At 70.0% G+C, this 15,471-nt stretch carries 15 protein-coding genes; 11 read left to right on the top strand and 4 right to left on the bottom strand.

Annotated features, from left to right (window positions below):
- The first annotated feature begins 8 nt into the window (after nucleotides 1–8).
- From sufC to DMP23_RS03190, 5 genes are all read left to right on the top strand, one after another.
- On the top strand, nucleotides 9–779 hold the full coding sequence (gene sufC / locus DMP23_RS03210) for a Fe-S cluster assembly ATPase SufC (RefSeq protein WP_037814678.1): 771 nt from the start codon (nucleotides 9–11) through the stop codon (nucleotides 777–779).
- A gap of 50 nt (nucleotides 780–829) precedes the next feature.
- Entirely contained in the window at nucleotides 830–2,146 is a 1,317-nt protein-coding gene (locus tag DMP23_RS03205) for a cysteine desulfurase (protein WP_037814680.1), read from the top strand.
- The gene (gene sufU, locus DMP23_RS03200; RefSeq protein ID WP_037814681.1) at nucleotides 2,143–2,592 is read left to right on the top strand and encodes a Fe-S cluster assembly sulfur transfer protein SufU; all 450 of its coding nucleotides are present in this window, start codon (nucleotides 2,143–2,145) and stop codon (nucleotides 2,590–2,592) included. Before DMP23_RS03205 ends, sufU begins: the two co-directional genes overlap by 4 nt.
- A complete protein-coding gene (locus DMP23_RS03195) occupies nucleotides 2,589–2,987 on the top strand; it encodes a metal-sulfur cluster assembly factor (protein ID WP_037814682.1) in 399 nt (132 codons plus the stop codon). Before sufU ends, DMP23_RS03195 begins: the two co-directional genes overlap by 4 nt.
- Nucleotides 2,988–3,115: 128 nt before the next feature.
- Nucleotides 3,116–3,541, top strand: a complete 426-nt coding sequence (locus DMP23_RS03190; protein ID WP_037814686.1) for a hypothetical protein — start codon at nucleotides 3,116–3,118, stop codon at nucleotides 3,539–3,541.
- A 745-nt stretch (nucleotides 3,542–4,286) separates the two neighbouring features.
- Here the strand turns inward: DMP23_RS03190 and DMP23_RS03185 are convergent.
- Entirely contained in the window at nucleotides 4,287–6,206 is a 1,920-nt protein-coding gene (locus tag DMP23_RS03185; protein WP_337820123.1) for an ABC1 kinase family protein, read from the bottom strand.
- Nucleotides 6,207–6,379: 173 nt separating this feature from the next.
- Between DMP23_RS03185 and DMP23_RS03180 the strand changes: the two genes are divergently transcribed.
- The gene (locus DMP23_RS03180) at nucleotides 6,380–6,922 is read left to right on the top strand and encodes a snapalysin family zinc-dependent metalloprotease (protein WP_043833247.1); all 543 of its coding nucleotides are present in this window, start codon (nucleotides 6,380–6,382) and stop codon (nucleotides 6,920–6,922) included.
- A gap of 40 nt (nucleotides 6,923–6,962) precedes the next feature.
- Here DMP23_RS03180 and DMP23_RS03175 read toward each other — a convergent pair whose 3' ends face one another.
- Nucleotides 6,963–7,688, bottom strand: a complete 726-nt coding sequence (locus tag DMP23_RS03175) for a class I SAM-dependent methyltransferase (RefSeq protein WP_337820122.1) — start codon at nucleotides 7,686–7,688, stop codon at nucleotides 6,963–6,965.
- 83 nt (nucleotides 7,689–7,771) lie between these two features.
- Between DMP23_RS03175 and DMP23_RS03170 the strand changes: the two genes are divergently transcribed.
- Together DMP23_RS03170 and DMP23_RS03165 are read left to right on the top strand one after the other, a co-directional pair.
- The gene (locus DMP23_RS03170) at nucleotides 7,772–8,971 is read left to right on the top strand and encodes a sensor histidine kinase (RefSeq protein WP_337820121.1); all 1,200 of its coding nucleotides are present in this window, start codon (nucleotides 7,772–7,774) and stop codon (nucleotides 8,969–8,971) included.
- Complete coding sequence (locus DMP23_RS03165; protein ID WP_043833251.1) at nucleotides 8,968–9,612, top strand: response regulator transcription factor; 645 nt, start codon at nucleotides 8,968–8,970, stop codon at nucleotides 9,610–9,612. Before DMP23_RS03170 ends, DMP23_RS03165 begins: the two co-directional genes overlap by 4 nt.
- On the opposite strand, the gene DMP23_RS03160 is transcribed toward DMP23_RS03165, so the two are convergent.
- Nucleotides 9,596–11,275 (bottom strand): GGDEF domain-containing protein, encoded by a 1,680-nt coding sequence (locus DMP23_RS03160; RefSeq protein ID WP_043833253.1) that lies wholly within the window; start codon nucleotides 11,273–11,275, stop codon nucleotides 9,596–9,598. The genes DMP23_RS03165 and DMP23_RS03160 overlap by 17 nt on opposite strands.
- Nucleotides 11,276–11,420: 145 nt before the next feature.
- A complete protein-coding gene (locus tag DMP23_RS03155) occupies nucleotides 11,421–12,527 on the bottom strand; it encodes a lycopene cyclase family protein (RefSeq protein WP_337820120.1) in 1,107 nt (368 codons plus the stop codon).
- Between the two features lie 38 nt (nucleotides 12,528–12,565).
- Between DMP23_RS03155 and DMP23_RS03150 the strand changes: the two genes are divergently transcribed.
- Genes DMP23_RS03150 through DMP23_RS03140 form a run of 3 tightly spaced genes read left to right on the top strand, consistent with a single transcriptional unit; the run spans nucleotide 12,566 to nucleotide 15,396 of the window.
- Nucleotides 12,566–14,128 (top strand): deoxyguanosinetriphosphate triphosphohydrolase family protein, encoded by a 1,563-nt coding sequence (locus DMP23_RS03150; protein ID WP_037814706.1) that lies wholly within the window; start codon nucleotides 12,566–12,568, stop codon nucleotides 14,126–14,128.
- A gap of 41 nt (nucleotides 14,129–14,169) precedes the next feature.
- Nucleotides 14,170–14,661: a GNAT family N-acetyltransferase gene (locus tag DMP23_RS03145; protein ID WP_336158357.1), complete on the top strand. Its 492-nt coding sequence runs from the start codon at nucleotides 14,170–14,172 to the stop codon at nucleotides 14,659–14,661.
- Between the two features lie 60 nt (nucleotides 14,662–14,721).
- Nucleotides 14,722–15,396, top strand: a complete 675-nt coding sequence (locus DMP23_RS03140) for a barstar family protein (protein WP_337820119.1) — start codon at nucleotides 14,722–14,724, stop codon at nucleotides 15,394–15,396.
- Nucleotides 15,397–15,471 lie beyond the last annotated feature (75 nt).

Raw genomic sequence — 15,471 nt, 5'->3', positions numbered from 1 at the left:
AACGAAGAATGGCTACCCTGGAAATCAAGGACCTGCACGCGTCGGTGACCACCGACGAAGGCGCCAAGGAGATCCTCAAGGGCGTCAACCTGACCATCCGGTCGGGCGAGACGCACGCGATCATGGGCCCGAACGGCTCCGGCAAGTCCACCCTGTCCTACGCGATCGCCGGCCACCCGAAGTACACGGTGACCTCCGGCGAGGTGCTGCTGGACGGCGAGAACGTGCTCGAGATGAGCGTCGACGAGCGCGCCCGCGCCGGCCTCTTCCTCGCCATGCAGTACCCGGTCGAGGTGCCCGGCGTCTCGATGTCGAACTTCCTGCGCACCGCGGCCACCGCGGTCCGGGGCGAGGCTCCCAAGCTGCGCCACTGGGTCAAGGAGGTCAAGGAGGAGATGGGCAAGCTCGGCATCTCCCAGGAGTTCGCCGAGCGCTCGGTGAACGAGGGCTTCTCCGGCGGCGAGAAGAAGCGCCACGAGATCCTGCAGCTGGCGCTGCTCAAGCCGAAGTTCGCGATCCTCGACGAGACCGACTCCGGCCTGGACGTCGACGCGCTGCGCGTCGTGTCCGAGGGCGTCAACGAGTACAAGGCGGGCAACGAGGTCGGCGTCATGCTGATCACGCACTACACCCGCATCCTGCGGCACATCACCCCGGACTTCGTGCACGTCTTCGCCGACGGCCGCATCGTCGAGTCCGGCGGCCGCGAACTGGCCGACGAGCTGGAGGAGAACGGCTACGTCAAGTACGTCGGCTCCGCCGAGCCGGCCAAGGCCTGACGTTCCCCGCGCCCCGTTCCCGACGACACCGAGAGAGAGGAGTTGGCTCGATGACCACCACGGCTTCGAACAGCCCGACCAACTCTGTTCCCCTTGACGTGGCGGCACTGCGTGCCGACTTCCCGATCCTGACGCGCACCGTGCGCGACGGGAAACCCTTGGTGTACCTGGACTCCGGAGCGACCTCGCAACGGCCGGTGCAGGTGCTCGACGCGGAACGGCGGTACGTGTTCACGTCGAACTCGGCCGTGCACCGCGGCGCCCACCAGCTGTCCGAAGAGGCCACCGACGCCTACGAATCCGCGCGTGCCAAGACCGCGGAATTCGTCGGCGCGGACCCGGAAGAGCTGGTGTTCGCCAAGAACGCGACCGAGGGCATCAACCTCGTGGCGTACGCGATGAGCAACGCCGCCACCGCCGGACCGGAAGCGGAGCGTTTCCGGATCGGCGAGGGCGACGAAATCGTCATCACAGAGATGGAGCACCACGCGAACCTCGTGCCGTGGCAGCAGTTGTGCCAGCGCACCGGGGCGACGCTGAAGTGGTTCAAGGTGACCGCCGAGGGCCGGCTCGACCTGTCCGACATGGACAGTGTGATCACGCCGCGCACGAAGGTGGTCGCGTTCGCGCACCAGTCCAACGTGCTCGGCACGGTCAACCCGGTGGCCAAGCTGGTGGCCAAGGCGAAAGAGGTCGGCGCGCTTACCGTCCTCGACGCCTGCCAGTCCGTTCCGCACTTCCCGGTGGACTTCCACGCGCTGGACGTCGACTTCGCGGTGTTCTCCGGGCACAAGATGCTGGCCCCGTCCGGGATCGGCGTGCTGTACGGCCGGACCGAACTGCTGTCCGCGATGCCGCCGTTCCTGACCGGCGGTTCGATGATCGAGCTCGTCACGATGGAGCGCACCACGTTCGCCGCGCCGCCGCAGCGGTTCGAGGCCGGGGTGCCGATGACGTCGCAGGCGATCGGCCTCGGCGCGGCGGTGGACTACCTGTCCGCCATCGGGATGGACCGCGTCGCGGCGCACGAGCACGAGCTGGCCGCGGCCGCGATCGCGGGCATCAGCGCGATCCCGGGCGTGCGCATCGTCGGGCCGACCGACCTGGAGGACCGTGGCGCCACCGTCGCGTTCGTGATCGACGGCGTGCACCCGCACGACGCCGGCCAGGTGCTCGACAGCCTCGGCATCGCGGTGCGGGTGGGGCACCACTGCGCGTGGCCGCTGCACCGGGCGTGCTCGGTGCCCGCCACCGTGCGGGCGAGCTTCTACCTGTACAACACGCTGTCCGAAGTGGACGCTCTGGTCGCCGGGATCCGCGAGGCGCAGAAGTTCTTCGGGGTGGCCCAGGACGGGGCCGAGAAGTGAACCTGGAGAGCATGTACCAGGAGATCATCCTGGACCACTACAAGAACCCGCACGGGCGCGGCCTGCGCGATCCGTTCGACGCGGAGTCGTTCCAGGTCAACCCGACCTGCGGCGACGAGATCACCTTGCGGGTGAAGGTCAGCGACGGCAAGGTCGAGGACGTGTCCTACGACGGACAGGGCTGCTCGATCAGCCAGGCGTCCGCGTCGGTGCTCACCGACCTGGTCGTCGGGCACACGGTCGACGAGGCGTTCACGACCATGGACGCGTTCGTGGAACTGATGCAGGGCAAGGGCAAGGTCGAACCGGACGAGGACGTACTGGAGGACGGCGTCGCGTTCGCGGGCGTCGCGAAGTACCCGGCGCGCGTGAAGTGCGCCCTGCTCGGCTGGATGGCGTTCAAGGACGCGGTGTCCAGCACCACCACAGGAGCTGAGAAGGCATGAGCGAAGAGACGGCCACCGACCCGCGCGAGGGGCGCACCGCCGCGGACCTGCCCGAGCAGTCCGCCGCCGTCCCCGCCGACATCGCCAAGATCGAGGACGTCGAGGAAGCGATGCGCGACGTCGTCGACCCGGAACTCGGCATCAACGTCGTGGACCTCGGCCTGGTCTACGACATCCGGGTCGAGACCGACAACACCGCGACGATCGACATGACGCTCACGTCCGCGGCGTGCCCGCTCACCGACGTGATCGAGGACCAGACGTCGGCCGCGCTGACGTCCGGCGGTCTCGTGAACGACTTCCGGATCAACTGGGTCTGGATGCCGCCGTGGGGCCCGGAGAAGATCACCGACGACGGCCGCGAGCAGCTGCGGGCGCTCGGTTTCACTGTCTGACGGTTTGTGCTTCGAGAAGGCCGCTCCCGGTTCGCCGGGGGCGGCTTTCGGCGTATCCGGGCTGGTGCTTTCGGGCGCTGCCGGGCGGAACGCCGGATTCTGTCGGGGGCGGGTGCTATTACTGGTCAATGACCGAACCCGACTCCGAATCCGTGCGTTCTTCCGAGGAAAGACCCAGCCGCGGCCTGGCCGTGGGAGCGGTGTCCGTGGCCGCGGTGAGTTTCTCGCTCGCGGTGCTCACCTGGCTGGCCTGGCTGCTGGTCCGGCCCCGGATGCTGACCGCCGGGGTGTATCCGCTCGTGGCCGAGGTGTTCGTCTTGGTGCTCGGTGCGTTGTGGTTCCTGGCGCTGCTGGCCGGGGTGCTGGCGGTGGTCCTGGGGCGGCTCGGGGGAGGACTGCGCTACGGCGGCGACCTGGCCCGCAAAGGCGCGCTGCTGGGCGGGCTGACGGTGGTGGTGGCGCTGGCCGGGACGGTCGCTTTCACGGTTAGTCCTGGGTTGATGCCTGCTTATGGGGATGTTGGGCGGCCGCTTAATTCGATCCTTCGGGAGTAGGGGTTGTATAACGGCCTATACGGGGGTGGGTGAGTCCATTGTGGATAGAGGGGCGTTATCTGCCTGGGCGGTCCTGGGCCGCGTGACGGATTCGCGGGTCCGGTTGATCCTCGCTCGGTGATCGATGGGTTTCTGGCTCGTGCCGCTGGTTTTCTGCGTGCTTCGCCGGTTTTCGGCGGGCTGGTGCGTATGCCGTTGCGCAGGGGTATTTCACTCTGCTGGGCCGGGTGATGCTTGGCGTGACTTGCTGTGGTGGTGAGGGCGTCGTGGTTTCGGGCGGCTCGTCGCCTGGCGGCGACATTGCGCCCGTTGGTTGCGTGGGGCACCCCGAAGCTTGATTGTGCTGACGGGCGGTGGGTGCTTGTCAAGGCGGGAAAGATGCCTTGACAAGCACCCACCGCCCGCAGGGAGGCTTCGTATCGGGGTGCGGGGGAGGGGCTGGGTGCCCCGATGGTTGGGTGCATCGGCTGCGGGTCGGGCTGAGTGTTTCGATGCGTGGGTGCGTCGGCTGCGGGAGCCGGGCTGAGTGTCTCGCTTGTTGGGTGCGTCGGCTGCGGTTGGTGGGTGGGTAGCGCCCCAATGTGGCGTTGGGTGCGTGGGATGCACCCAATGTGGCGTTCGGTGCGTCTGACGCACCCAATGCCGCATTGGGGCGCACCGGAGTTGGTCGTGAGGGGAACCCTGGGGGAATCTGGGTTCGTGAGGGTTCCCCTCACGTACTTCGCCGAGGCGGGTTCGGCCGGGGTCAGCGGGTTCGGGGCCGTCGTCCGGAGCGTCGGAAGACGACGAAAAGCAGTCGCAACCCCGCCAGTGCGCTGATCATCAGCAGGTTGTAGCCGAACACGTGGTTGAGCGTCAGCCCGGGCACCAACTGCGGGCCACTTGAGCTGGACAGCAGCAGTACGGCCATAAGTCCGGTTGCGATGCCGACCAGGGCCAGCAGGACCTCGTGCACCAGGCCGGTCACTAGGTCGCGGTCGCGTTCGTCGGAGAACAGGCGCATGTTCACCGACAGTCTGCCTTCCTCCAGCGCTGCGCCGATTCGGTCGACGCGGCGGGGGAGGCGGCGCAGCACTGGCAGCAAGGCGGTGAATTCGTCGGTGACGGTGCGGCGCAAGGTTTCCGGGCGCAGGCCGATGCGTTCGGTGGCGAATGCGCGGGATTCGGCGACCAGGTCGAAGTCCGGGGCTAGCGTCGCGAGGGTGCCTTCCATGGTTGCCAAAGCGCGGAACACCGCGGCGATCGGCGGCGGGACGGCGAGGCGGAAGTCGGCTATGACGCGGAACAGGCCGGTGAACAGGTCGAGACCGGGCGTCCGGCCGGGGCCGAAGTGTCGGGCCAGCAGGGCGCCGAGGGCGCGTTCCAGGCGTTGTTCGTCGAGATCGTCCGGGCGGTTGACGATTTCCAGCAAGCCGTCGCGGACGCCGGCTGGGTCGCCGCGGTCGATGGCGGGCAGCAGGGCTTGCAGACCGGCGCGCAGGCCGGTGTCTAGGCGGCCGACGGAGCCGAAGTCGAGCAGGCCGAGGGTGCCGTCTTCGAGCAGCAAGACGTTGCCCGGGTGCGGATCCGCGTGGAACACCCCGCCCAGCAGCACCTGGTCTAGCAGGCCGCGCAGGAAAGTGCGGGCGAGTTCTTCGCGGGAGTGCGCGGAACCTGTGGCAAGCGGTTTGCCGTCCAGTCGTCGCATCACCAGAACGCGCTCTGTGGACAGTGCTTTGTGGACAGTCGGAAGCGTGACGCCGGGGGTCGGATGTGCGGCGATGGCGTCTATGTTCGCGGCTTCGGTGCGGAAATCGAGTTCGTCCTCAAGGGATTCGGCGAAACCGTCGGCCAGTTCCCGGACACCGAGCGAACGTGCCCAGTCGGCGCGTTCGTACAGTACGGCGGCGAGGCGGCGGACGATGTCGATGTCGCGTTCCACCTGCTCGCGGATCCCGGGCCGCTGCACCTTCACGACCACCTCGGCGCCGGACCGCAGCCGGGCGCCGTAAACCTGCGCGATCGACGCTGCGGCAAGGGGTTTGTCGTCGATGTGGGCGAAGGCGGTGACGTCGATTTCCTCCCGCAGCAAAGCGCGCACCTCGTCTTCGGGCGCGGGCGGGACCTGATCGTGCAGCTTGCTGAGTTCGCGGATGTAGACCGGTGGCAGGAGATCGGCGCGGGTCGAGAGCAGTTGGCCGAGCTTCACGAACGTCACGCCCGCTTCTTCCAATGCAAGCCGCAGCGATCGCGCGAGTTTCGCCGAACCGTCAGGTCCCGCGGTGCGGCGGCCGGTGAGGAACGAGCCGAGGCCGTGGCGGATCGCGATGCGCATGATCCGCGAGTAACGACGGGCGCGGGACGCGCGGGACCGCAGCGAGCGCATCCGGGCGAACAGTCCCGGTCCGCCGGACGGAACCGCGAGTTCGGCGACGAACAGGACCAGCAGGGTCACCGCGAGCGCACTGCCCGCCAACGGGATCAGGAGTCCGATCGCGACCCCGGCGTTGGTGAGCACGGCGATCGGGAACAGCCGGACGGCGGTGCCCGCGACGAGCCAGCCGGCCAGCGCGGCGCCGAGCGCCCGGACGAGACCGACGCGCACCCCGAGCACTTTGCGGGCCGCGGCGACGAGCGGCCACAGCACGACGACGTAGGCCACCAGGCCGAGCAGCAGCGTTTGCATGCCGAAGAGCACACCAGCACGGCGGCGCGCGCGGATCCAGCCGGGGCGGGACGGGCCTCCCTCTCGCGGGGGAGCGCCCTACTTTCGGACGTAGTCGGCCCCGGTGGTGAACTTCTAACGTCATCGAGCGGACAAAGGGTTGCTTGCTTTCCCCGATGAATACGGAGGACACGATGCACGCACGAGGGTTCCGGCGGATCGCCGCACTGGCCACGGTCGCCGCCGTGCCGCTCGGCTTCGGCCTGGCGACCGCACCCGCCGCGTCCGCCGCCGCGGCGACCACCGTCTACTACAGCTCGGCAGGCGCGCCGGACTACGTCGCGCAGATCGACCAGGGCGCGGCGAACTGGAACGCCGCGGTCACCGACGTGCAACTGGTCAAGGACGAGGGCAAGGCGACGATCACCATCCACGAGGTGCACAGCGGCGGCTCGTACACGCAGACCGACGGACACGGCAACGGCGACGTCTACCTGGACACGAGCCAGGTCGCGGAGGGCTACGACCCGACCCGCATCGCCGCGCACGAACTCGGCCACAACCTCGGGCTGCCGGACCACTACGAGGGGCCGTGCACGGAGCTGATGTCGGGGCACGGCCCGGGCACGTCATGCACCAACGCGAAGCCGGACGCGCAGGAGTCGGCGAAGGTGCAGCAGTTGTGGGCCAACGGGGTCCGGGCCGCGGGCACGCGGGTTACGACGACTGTCTACTGAGGACTGCGCGCAGGCCGGAGCGGACCCGGCCTGCGCGCTCTCATTCCGCTTGCAGCACGAAGAACAGGCAGCTCGGGCTGACGCACAGCATCCGGTAGTCCTCCGGGAACAGCTTCTCCGCCTCCGGCACCGGATTCGGCTCGCTGAGCACCGCCATCCGGAATCCGGCCGCGGTGAACGCGTCGGTCATCGCGTGCACCGGCCGGTTCCAGAAGCTCATCGGCATGGTGCGGCCGTCGATCTCCCAGGTCTCGGTCCACTCGTAGGTGGCCGAGTAGTCCGTCTGCTGCCCGGCTTGCCGCTGCAGCAGGTGAATGGCAAACGGATGGTCGACCACCACGATCAGCCGTCCGCCGGGCTTGAGGATGCGGTGGAACTCGCCGAGCGTCGGGCCCCAGTCTTCGAGGTAGTGCAGCACCAGTGAGGCGACGACGTCGTCGAACGCGTCGTCCGCGTAGGGGAGCGGCTCGGCCACGTCGGCGACGCGCAGGTCCACGTCCGGTCCGAGCCGCTCGCGGGCGATGTCGAGCATGCCGCTGCTGAGGTCGAAACCGGACACTTCCGCGCCGCGATCGCGCAGCGCGACGGTGAGTGGTCCGGCGCCGCAGCCCGCGTCGAGAATCCTCCGCCCGGTCACGTCCCCGGCCAGCGCCAGCACGGCGGGCCGCTCGTAGTAGGCGTTCTGGATTTCGGTGTCCGACCATCGGGTGTAGGTGTCGGCCAGCAGGTCGTAGTCGTTGACGACGGTGCTCTCTTCAGGAGGCATGCGGTCCACGGTGCCAGAAAATCGGCCGCCGGGTCCCGCCCTGGAGGGAGGCGTCCGCTGGCGCCGCCTGTCAGGATTGGCGGGTGCGTTTCTTCCGTCCGCTGGTCAGCGGGGTCACCTATCGCCGGTGGGTGTACTTGATCCTCGGTGCCGCGCTCAGCGTGCCGTACCTGCTGCTCGCCATGGTCGCGATGCCCGCGCTGGTGCCGTTCGCCACGACGATGGGGTGGGCGAGCCTCGCCGGGTTCGTCGTGATGCTCGTGGTGCTGGCCGCGACCGCGTTCCTGCCCGCGGTGCGCGTGCTGGAGGCGGCGGCGGTGCGGGAACTGCTCGCCCAGCCCGCGCCGGGACGCGGACGGCTGCGGTGCGCGACGATGTTCGTGCTGCACGTCGTGACCGGTCTGTGCACTGGTCTCGCGACGCTCGCGGTGCCCGCCGGGTTCGGGTTCGCGATCAACGCGGTGTTCACCGGTCGGCTTGTCGACACGCCGGATTTCCACCTGACGGTTCCGCGCGGCTGGGCTTCGGCGTGGCTGCCCGCGGCGTTCGTGTCGGCTTTCGTCGTGCTGATCTACGTCGTGTGGGGCCTCGGCGGAGTGCTGCGCCGTGTGGCCGCCCGGTTGCTCGGCTGGTCCGCCGCCGAACGCATCGCGCAGCTCGAACGCCGCACCGACCAGCTCGCCGAACGCACCCGGCTCGCGCGCGAACTCCACGATTCCGTCGGCCACGCGCTTTCGGTGGTCACGCTGCAAGCCGGGGCCGCGCGGCGGACGTTGCACACCGACCCTGGTTTCACCGAGGAAGCGCTCACCGCGATCGAGGAATCCGCCCGCACCGCGCTCGACGACCTCGACCACGTGCTCGGCCTGCTCCGCGACGAAGCACGCGACCGGACGCCGCACGCGGGTCTCGCCAATCTGCCCGCGCTGATCACCGTGACGCAGCAGTCCGGGACGGAGTGCCGCTACGAGGTGCACGGCGACATCGCCGCGGTGCCGGCGGTGGTTTCCCGCGAGGTGTACCGGATCCTGCAGGAATGCCTCACCAACGCGGTGCGGTACGCGGGCAAGGTGCCGGTCACCGTCGCGCTGGCGGTCGCGGACGGGCAGCTGCGGGCGGCGGTCGCGAATCCGCTCGGCTCGGCCCGGCCGTCGCGCGCCCGCGGCGGACGCGGTCTGCGGGGCATGGCGGAGCGGGCGGAACTGGTGGGTGGCAAGCTGTCCGCGGGACCGGTCGGCGATAACTGGGAGGTCGTGGTGACGGTGCCGTGGGGGAACCGGTGAGCGTGCGGGTGCTGCTGGTGGACGACGAACGGCTCATCCGGGCCGGGCTGCGCGCGATCGTGGACAGCGAACCGGACCTGACCGTGGTCGGCGAGGCGTCCGACGGCGCGGAGGTGCCGGGGCTCGTCGGGCAGCTGCGGCCGGACGTCGTGCTGATGGACGTGCGGATGCCCGCGGTGGACGGGATCCGTGCGACGGAGCATCTTCTGTCCACTGTGGAGGATCCGCCGAAGGTGATCGTGGTGACCACCTTCGAAAACGACGACTACGTGTACGACGCGCTGCTCGCCGGGGCGAGCGGATTCCTGCTGAAACGCGCGCGCCCGGAGGAGATCGTCGCCGGGATCCGCACGGTGCTCGCGGGCGATTCGCTGTTGTTCCCGGCCGCGATCCGGGGCATGGCGGCTCGCCGCGCGCCGGGCGCCGCCGCCCCGCTGGACTTCCTGACCGAACGGGAACGCGACGTGCTGCGGCTGATGGCGGCGGGACTGTCCAATGGGGAGATCGCGGCGGAGTTGTTCCTGGGGCTGCAGACGGTGAAAACGCACGTCGGGAATGTGCTGTCGAAACTGGGCGCGCGGGACCGGACGCAGGCGGTGATCCGGGCCTACGAGTCGGGATTCGTCAGGCCGACCGGCTGATCGCGACGTCCCGGCCGATGCCGCGCAGGACTTCGACGCGGTCGCTGCCGGGGCGGCTGAGGACCCAGCTCGAACCCGGAACCGCTTTGGCGCGTTTCTTCAGCGGTGCGAGGAGCCGGGAAGCGTCCCGATAGGACGGAATGGCGCCGCTGCCGCACACCAGCGTCGCCAGGGAAACCGTGACCGGCATGCCCTCGGCGGACCAGTGCGTGTCCAGCAAAGCCGCGGCGACCGTGCCGATCTCGTCGACGTCGCACACGATCAGGAAGTCGTCGCCGCCCACGTGGCTCACGCGCATCCGCGGCAGCCGCCGGGCGAGGTCAGTGAGCGTTTCGCCCAGGGCGCGGATCAGGTCGTCGCCCGCGGCGAAACCGGCGTTGTCGTTGACCGATTTGAACGCGTCGACGTCCAGCCACGCCGCCACGAACTGCTCGCCGCTCGCGATCCGGCGTTCGACGTCGCGGGCCGCCGCTTCGCTGCCCGGCAGCCGGGTGAGCGGGCTGAGCGTGACCGCCTCCTCGACCTTCGCCTCGGCGACCCCGCGCACGACCTCGGTCACCAGCACCACGCCGAGACAGTGCCCGGACGCGTCGACCACCACGACGTCGTCGCCGGTGCGGCCCCAGTCGGCGTCGGTGACCAGTTCGAGGAATTCCAGCGCGCTCGCGCCCGCCTCGATCAGGTGCGGTTTGTCCGCGAGCCGGGCGGCGGGCCGCTTCGCGTGCAAGGCGTGTCCGTACGGACCGGTGATGGTGACGAGGAACCGGGTCCGGTCGACTGACCACTGTGGACGGTTGTCCGCGTCGACGCCGACCACGCCGCTCGGCGCGTCCGCGGCGGCGAGCACCTCGCGGACGTCGTCGCAGGTCGCGTCGACCGGCAGGGTCGTGGCCGGGCGGAGGAAGTCGCCGACGCGCGGGGCCTGCGGCGGCGCGGGCGTGCGCCGGTCCTCCGGGATGACCGCGCCGGAGGCGGGCGCGGACCGGTGCGCGGCGGGCGGCGCGAGCAGGTTGCCCTGCGCGATCCGGACGCCGAGGCTCTGCGCCGCGTCGAGCTGCGACTCGGTTTCGATGCCGGTCGCGACCAGCCGGATGTTCGTGCGCGTCGTGAAGTGCAGCAGCGCCTCGACCACCGCCGTCGACGCCGGGTCGCCGGGCAGGCCGCGCAGCACGCTGCGGTCGAGTTTCACCAGGTCCACCGGCGACTGCGCGAGCAGCGCCAGCGGCAGGTCGCCGCGGCCGAGCCCGTCGAGCGCGAGCCGGAAGCCCTGTTCGGTGAGCGCGCGCATGCCGTCGAGCAGGCGGCCGGTGGGCAGGTGCGTGAACGGCGGCCCGACCTCCAGCACCACGTCGCGGGTGCGTCGTCCGGCCGCGCCGAGTTCGGCGATCAGCTCGTCGAACGCCTCCAGCGGCGACGCGAGCGTGCGGGCGGAGACGTTGAGGTGCAGCGGGAGCGCGCTGGGCCGCTCGGCCTCCTGGCGCACCGCGGCGGCGGCCAGCCCCAGGTCGACCTCGGTGAGCTTGCCCGCGCGGCGGGCCTCGGCGAGCAGTTCGTGCGCGGTGCCCCGGCCCGGCCGGGCCAGCGCTTCGTACGCGACGACCCCGCCGGTGTGCAAGCTGTACATCGGCTGGAAGGCGAATCGGACCGCACGCAGCGTCGTCACGGACGCGATACTCGCACCGCCGAAGGGGGCCGCGAAACCGTTGTCAGCTGATGTTCACCGGCGCGGCACTTCGGCCACCGGATCGGAGTAACAAAATGCTTTTCCCGTTCGCTCGATCGGGCAAGGCAGAAATCCCGGCACGGACTCATCCGAGCAGCCGCCGGCGCAGCCGGGCGGGGGCGGCGCGGAACAGGTTTGCCATGGTCGAGGCGGTGCCGGGCAGGTCGGCGCGGCCCGAGGTGAACGCGCGCTGTGCCGGGATCGGGAGCTCGAAGAACAGGTCGAAAAATTGCGCCGACTGGGCAGGTGACATTCCGCACAATGCACGGAGTCCGTGGCGGCGCAAGGCATGCACTGCACGGGCTTCCGGCGGCCACAATGCCTTCCGGGCAGCGCCGGCTGCGGCCGCCGGACCTGCGTCGAACGCGTCCGCCAGAGCTTCCGCGACGCGGGGAGCGAGCTGCAGTGCGGTCGCGAGGCTGAAACCGGTCGCCGGGTGCACGAGCGCGCCCGCGACCCCGAACGGCACCGCCTGGCCGCGCTTCGGCAGCGGGACGTCGAGCACGATCCGCACCTGTTCGACCCGGCCCGCCGGACGGATTCCCGCTGCTTTGAGCCGCGCGTGCAGCCGCTGGGCCAGTTCGGACACCGGGAGCCCGGGTTTGCGGGCGAGCGAGGTCTCCTCGACCAGCACGGAGCCGTCGCCGAGGGGCAGGAGGTAGCGGAAGCTGTCGGTGCCGTCGCGCCAGTCCATGAAGACAGCAGTGTCGGGCGGGGCCAGCCGCTCGGCCTGGTCGGCGGGCAGCACGAGCCCGTACGCGGTCTGCTCAGCGCGCGGAGCCCGGAGCTTGGGCGCACCGGACGCGTCGACGAACACAGCGGCTGCGAGCCGTCGACCGTCGGCGAGCAGGACCGTCGAACCGTGCGGACCGTGTTCCGCGCCGGTCGCCTTGCCCGTGACGACCTCGACCTGCGGTTCGGTGAGCCACTCGCGCAGCCCGGCGTTGTCGAGCACCCGGTAAGCCCGGTCGACGCGGTGCTCGCGGGTCCCGAACGCGAGCGTCGTCGCCGGAGCCGCGGCGATCGCTTTATCCGGCAGCTCCGGCACTTCGTCTGCCCACAGTCCGTAAGTGTTCGGCCACTTTCGGTGCGGATCCGGGTCGAGCACGGCCGTTTCCAGTCCTCGCCGGGCGCACGCGGCCGCCAGCGCCCGTCCGGCCGGGCCGCCGCCCGCCACCAGCACGTCGGTCATCCCGCAATCCTGCCGGACGGCCGGATACGGTGGGACGCATGGACGAGACCGATCCGAGGGCAGCGCGGCGGGACCCGCAGGACGGAACCGGCGGGTTCACCGATCTGGCGACCAGCCCGTTCCGCGTCGACCGCGACCGGATCACCGCGTCGCCGTTCTTCGCGCGGCTCGGCGGGGTCACCCAGGTGGTCAGCGCCGGCGGCGCCGGGCTGCTGCACAACCGGCTGACGCACAGCCTGAAGGTCGCGCAGGTCGCGCGCGGGATCGCGGAGCGGATCACCGGATCGAGCGAGTCGGCCGAACTCGCGGCGAAACTCGGCGGCTGCGACCCGGACGCGTGCGAGGCCGCCGCGCTGGCGCACGACCTCGGGCACCCGCCGTTCGGGCACCTCGGCGAGCAGATCCTGGACCGGATCGCCCGGCACCGGTTCGGCCTGGCCGACGGTTTCGAGGGCAACGCGCAGTCGTTCCGCATCGTCACGACGACCGACGTGCGCGGCCCGTCCGCCATCGGCCTGGACCTGACGACCGCGGTCCGCGCCGCGGTCTTGAAGTACCCGTGGGCGCGGCTGCATTACCCGCAGCCGCATCCGACCGCGATGCCGCTGCCGCCCCGTGGCGCGGCCGAGCCGGACGACGCTCCCGGCACCGGCGCGAGCAAGTTTTCCGCGTATGTCACGGAATTGGACGACTTCGAGCAGTCGCGGGCCCCGTTCGCCGGCCGGATCGAGCCGTGGCAGCAGACGGTCGAAGCGTCCGTTATGGACACTGCCGACGACATCGCGTACGCGATCCACGATCTGCAGGATTTCCACCGCATCGGCGTCCTGCAGCACGCCCCCGTCGCCGCCGAACTGGGGGAGTGGCTGGCGCACGCGGTCGAGCTGGCCTCTTTGGACGATGCCCGGCTGACCGCGGAAATTCGCCGCCCAGGCCGTTCCCTGGAGCGGATGCGCCGCCGCATGCACCTGAAGGACAGCTGGATCGTGGACGACGACGCCTTCGCCGCGGCCGTCGCCCGAGTCCAGCGAGAACTGGTCGACGGCCTTCTCGCGGACGGCTTCGACGGCTCGACCGAAGCCGAACAAGCGACGGCCGCCTTCTCGGCGAACTGGATGGCGCGGCTGGTGGACGGGGTCTTCGTCCTGTCGTCGCCCCCGACCCGGTCCGGGCACGTCTCGCTGCGTCCCGCGCAGTGGCACGAGGTGCAGGTCCTGAAGTTCGTCCACCGGCGGTTTGTGTTGCTGCGCCCCGATCTCGCCCTGCACCAGCGCGGCCAGGCCAGTCTGGTCACGACGCTGGTCGACGCGCTGGACGCGTGGCTCCTGGACCGCGACGAGGCTTCCCGCTTGCCGCGCCGGCTGCACGACCTGATGGAACTGGCACACGGCGAGTACTCGGACCTCGCCCGGGTCGCGCCGGAGCTGCTGGTGGGCGCGACGGGCGAGCGAATCGAGGGCGCGGACGCGGTGCGCGGGCTGGCCCGGGGACGCGCGGTCGTGGACTTCGTGGCTTCGTTGACGGACAAGCAGGCGGTGACCTTGCTGGACGCTCTGTCGGGCCGGTCGAGCCAGCCTTGGTCGGATTCCTTTGTGCTGTAAATAGGTTGCGTTCGCCGGGGGCCGGTCAGCACGGTAGACAGATGCCGTTGACGATCCGGGACGCTGGCGCCGACGATTGGCCGGGGATCTGGCCGATCATCCGGGACGTGGTGACCGAGCAGCAGACGTTCCCCTACGACCCGGCGATGAGCGAATCCGAAGCCCGTCAGCAGTGGCTGGTCGCAGCCCCGGCGCGGGTCGTGGTCGCGGTCGACGGGGATCGGGTGCTGGGCACGGCGAACATGTACGCCAACCGGCCGGGCCCGGGCAGCCACGTCGCTTCGGGAAGCTTGATGGTGTCCAGGGACGCCCGAGGCCACGGCGTCGGGCGGGCGTTGGTGGTGGACTTGATCGCTTGGGCGCGGCGGATGTCGTTCGCGGCGATTCAGTTCAACGCGGTGGTGGAGACCAATGTCCATGCGGTTCGGTTGTACGAGAGTTTGGGGTTCGTGACGCTGGGGATCGCACCGGGGGCGTTTCAGCATCCGGTGGAGGGGCGGGTGGGGTTGCGGATCATGTGGCTGGAGTTGTGAGCGTTGTATCGGCTTCTGTCCGAAGCGGACCGTCCGGGGTTTGCGCTGGCCTTCGAATCGATGTCCGGCTTCCTCAGCGAGGGCCGGGCTGCTGGGCTGGTAACTCTCGAAAACGTGGTCGGCGCGGCTGAGGCGATACCGGTGACTGTCGAGGACGCGGAAATCGAGGTGGTCGACGGCGCTGGAAAGGCCATCGGCCACTACTGGTTCGGCCGCCTGGAATTGCGGCCGAAGAACCTTGTCCGGATGCCGGACGGATCGGTGCGCCTCGAAGTTTCGTTTCCCGACGGTTGGCCTTATCCGCACGCGCAGGCGATCTGGTCGCGATGGCGCCGCGGCTCGATCCTGCCGGGCGAGTGGACGCGGTATCCCGCGGCCCAGCACGGCGACTGGCTGCACGTCGTGCAAAACGCGTGGTTCACCTCCGGGAAGCGCGCGATGCGCTACAACACGGGCGACATCGTCATCGACGGGCAGGGCTTGTCCTCCGAGGACTCGTTCTATTGCGCCCTCGGCGAGGCGGCGAACGGGCCGGGAGGTTACTTCGGCAGCAACTTGGACGCACTCGACGACTGTCTCCGCAGCGAACCCGCTTCAACTCCGCGCTATCCGGTGGTCTGGCACGCCGCGGCGGAATCCCGCCGAACCTTGGGCGATGCGTTTGTGGAGGCGGTCGCGGAAGTGTTCGCCGACCACCGCATCGAACTGCACGAGCGTGAATCCGCTGTCCAGTAAACCCTCGCCAGGACAACCGAGGCGGCAGCAGCTCCGCCGAACGGCCTACGACGTCCGGCGGGCAACGGATATTGC

This window comes from Amycolatopsis sp. A1MSW2902, from assembly GCF_017312175.1.
Classification (GTDB): Bacteria; Actinomycetota; Actinomycetes; order Mycobacteriales; family Pseudonocardiaceae; genus Amycolatopsis; species Amycolatopsis nivea.
The sequence above is the reverse complement of the archived record's forward strand: the minus strand, read 5'-3'. Positions and strand labels throughout refer to the sequence as shown.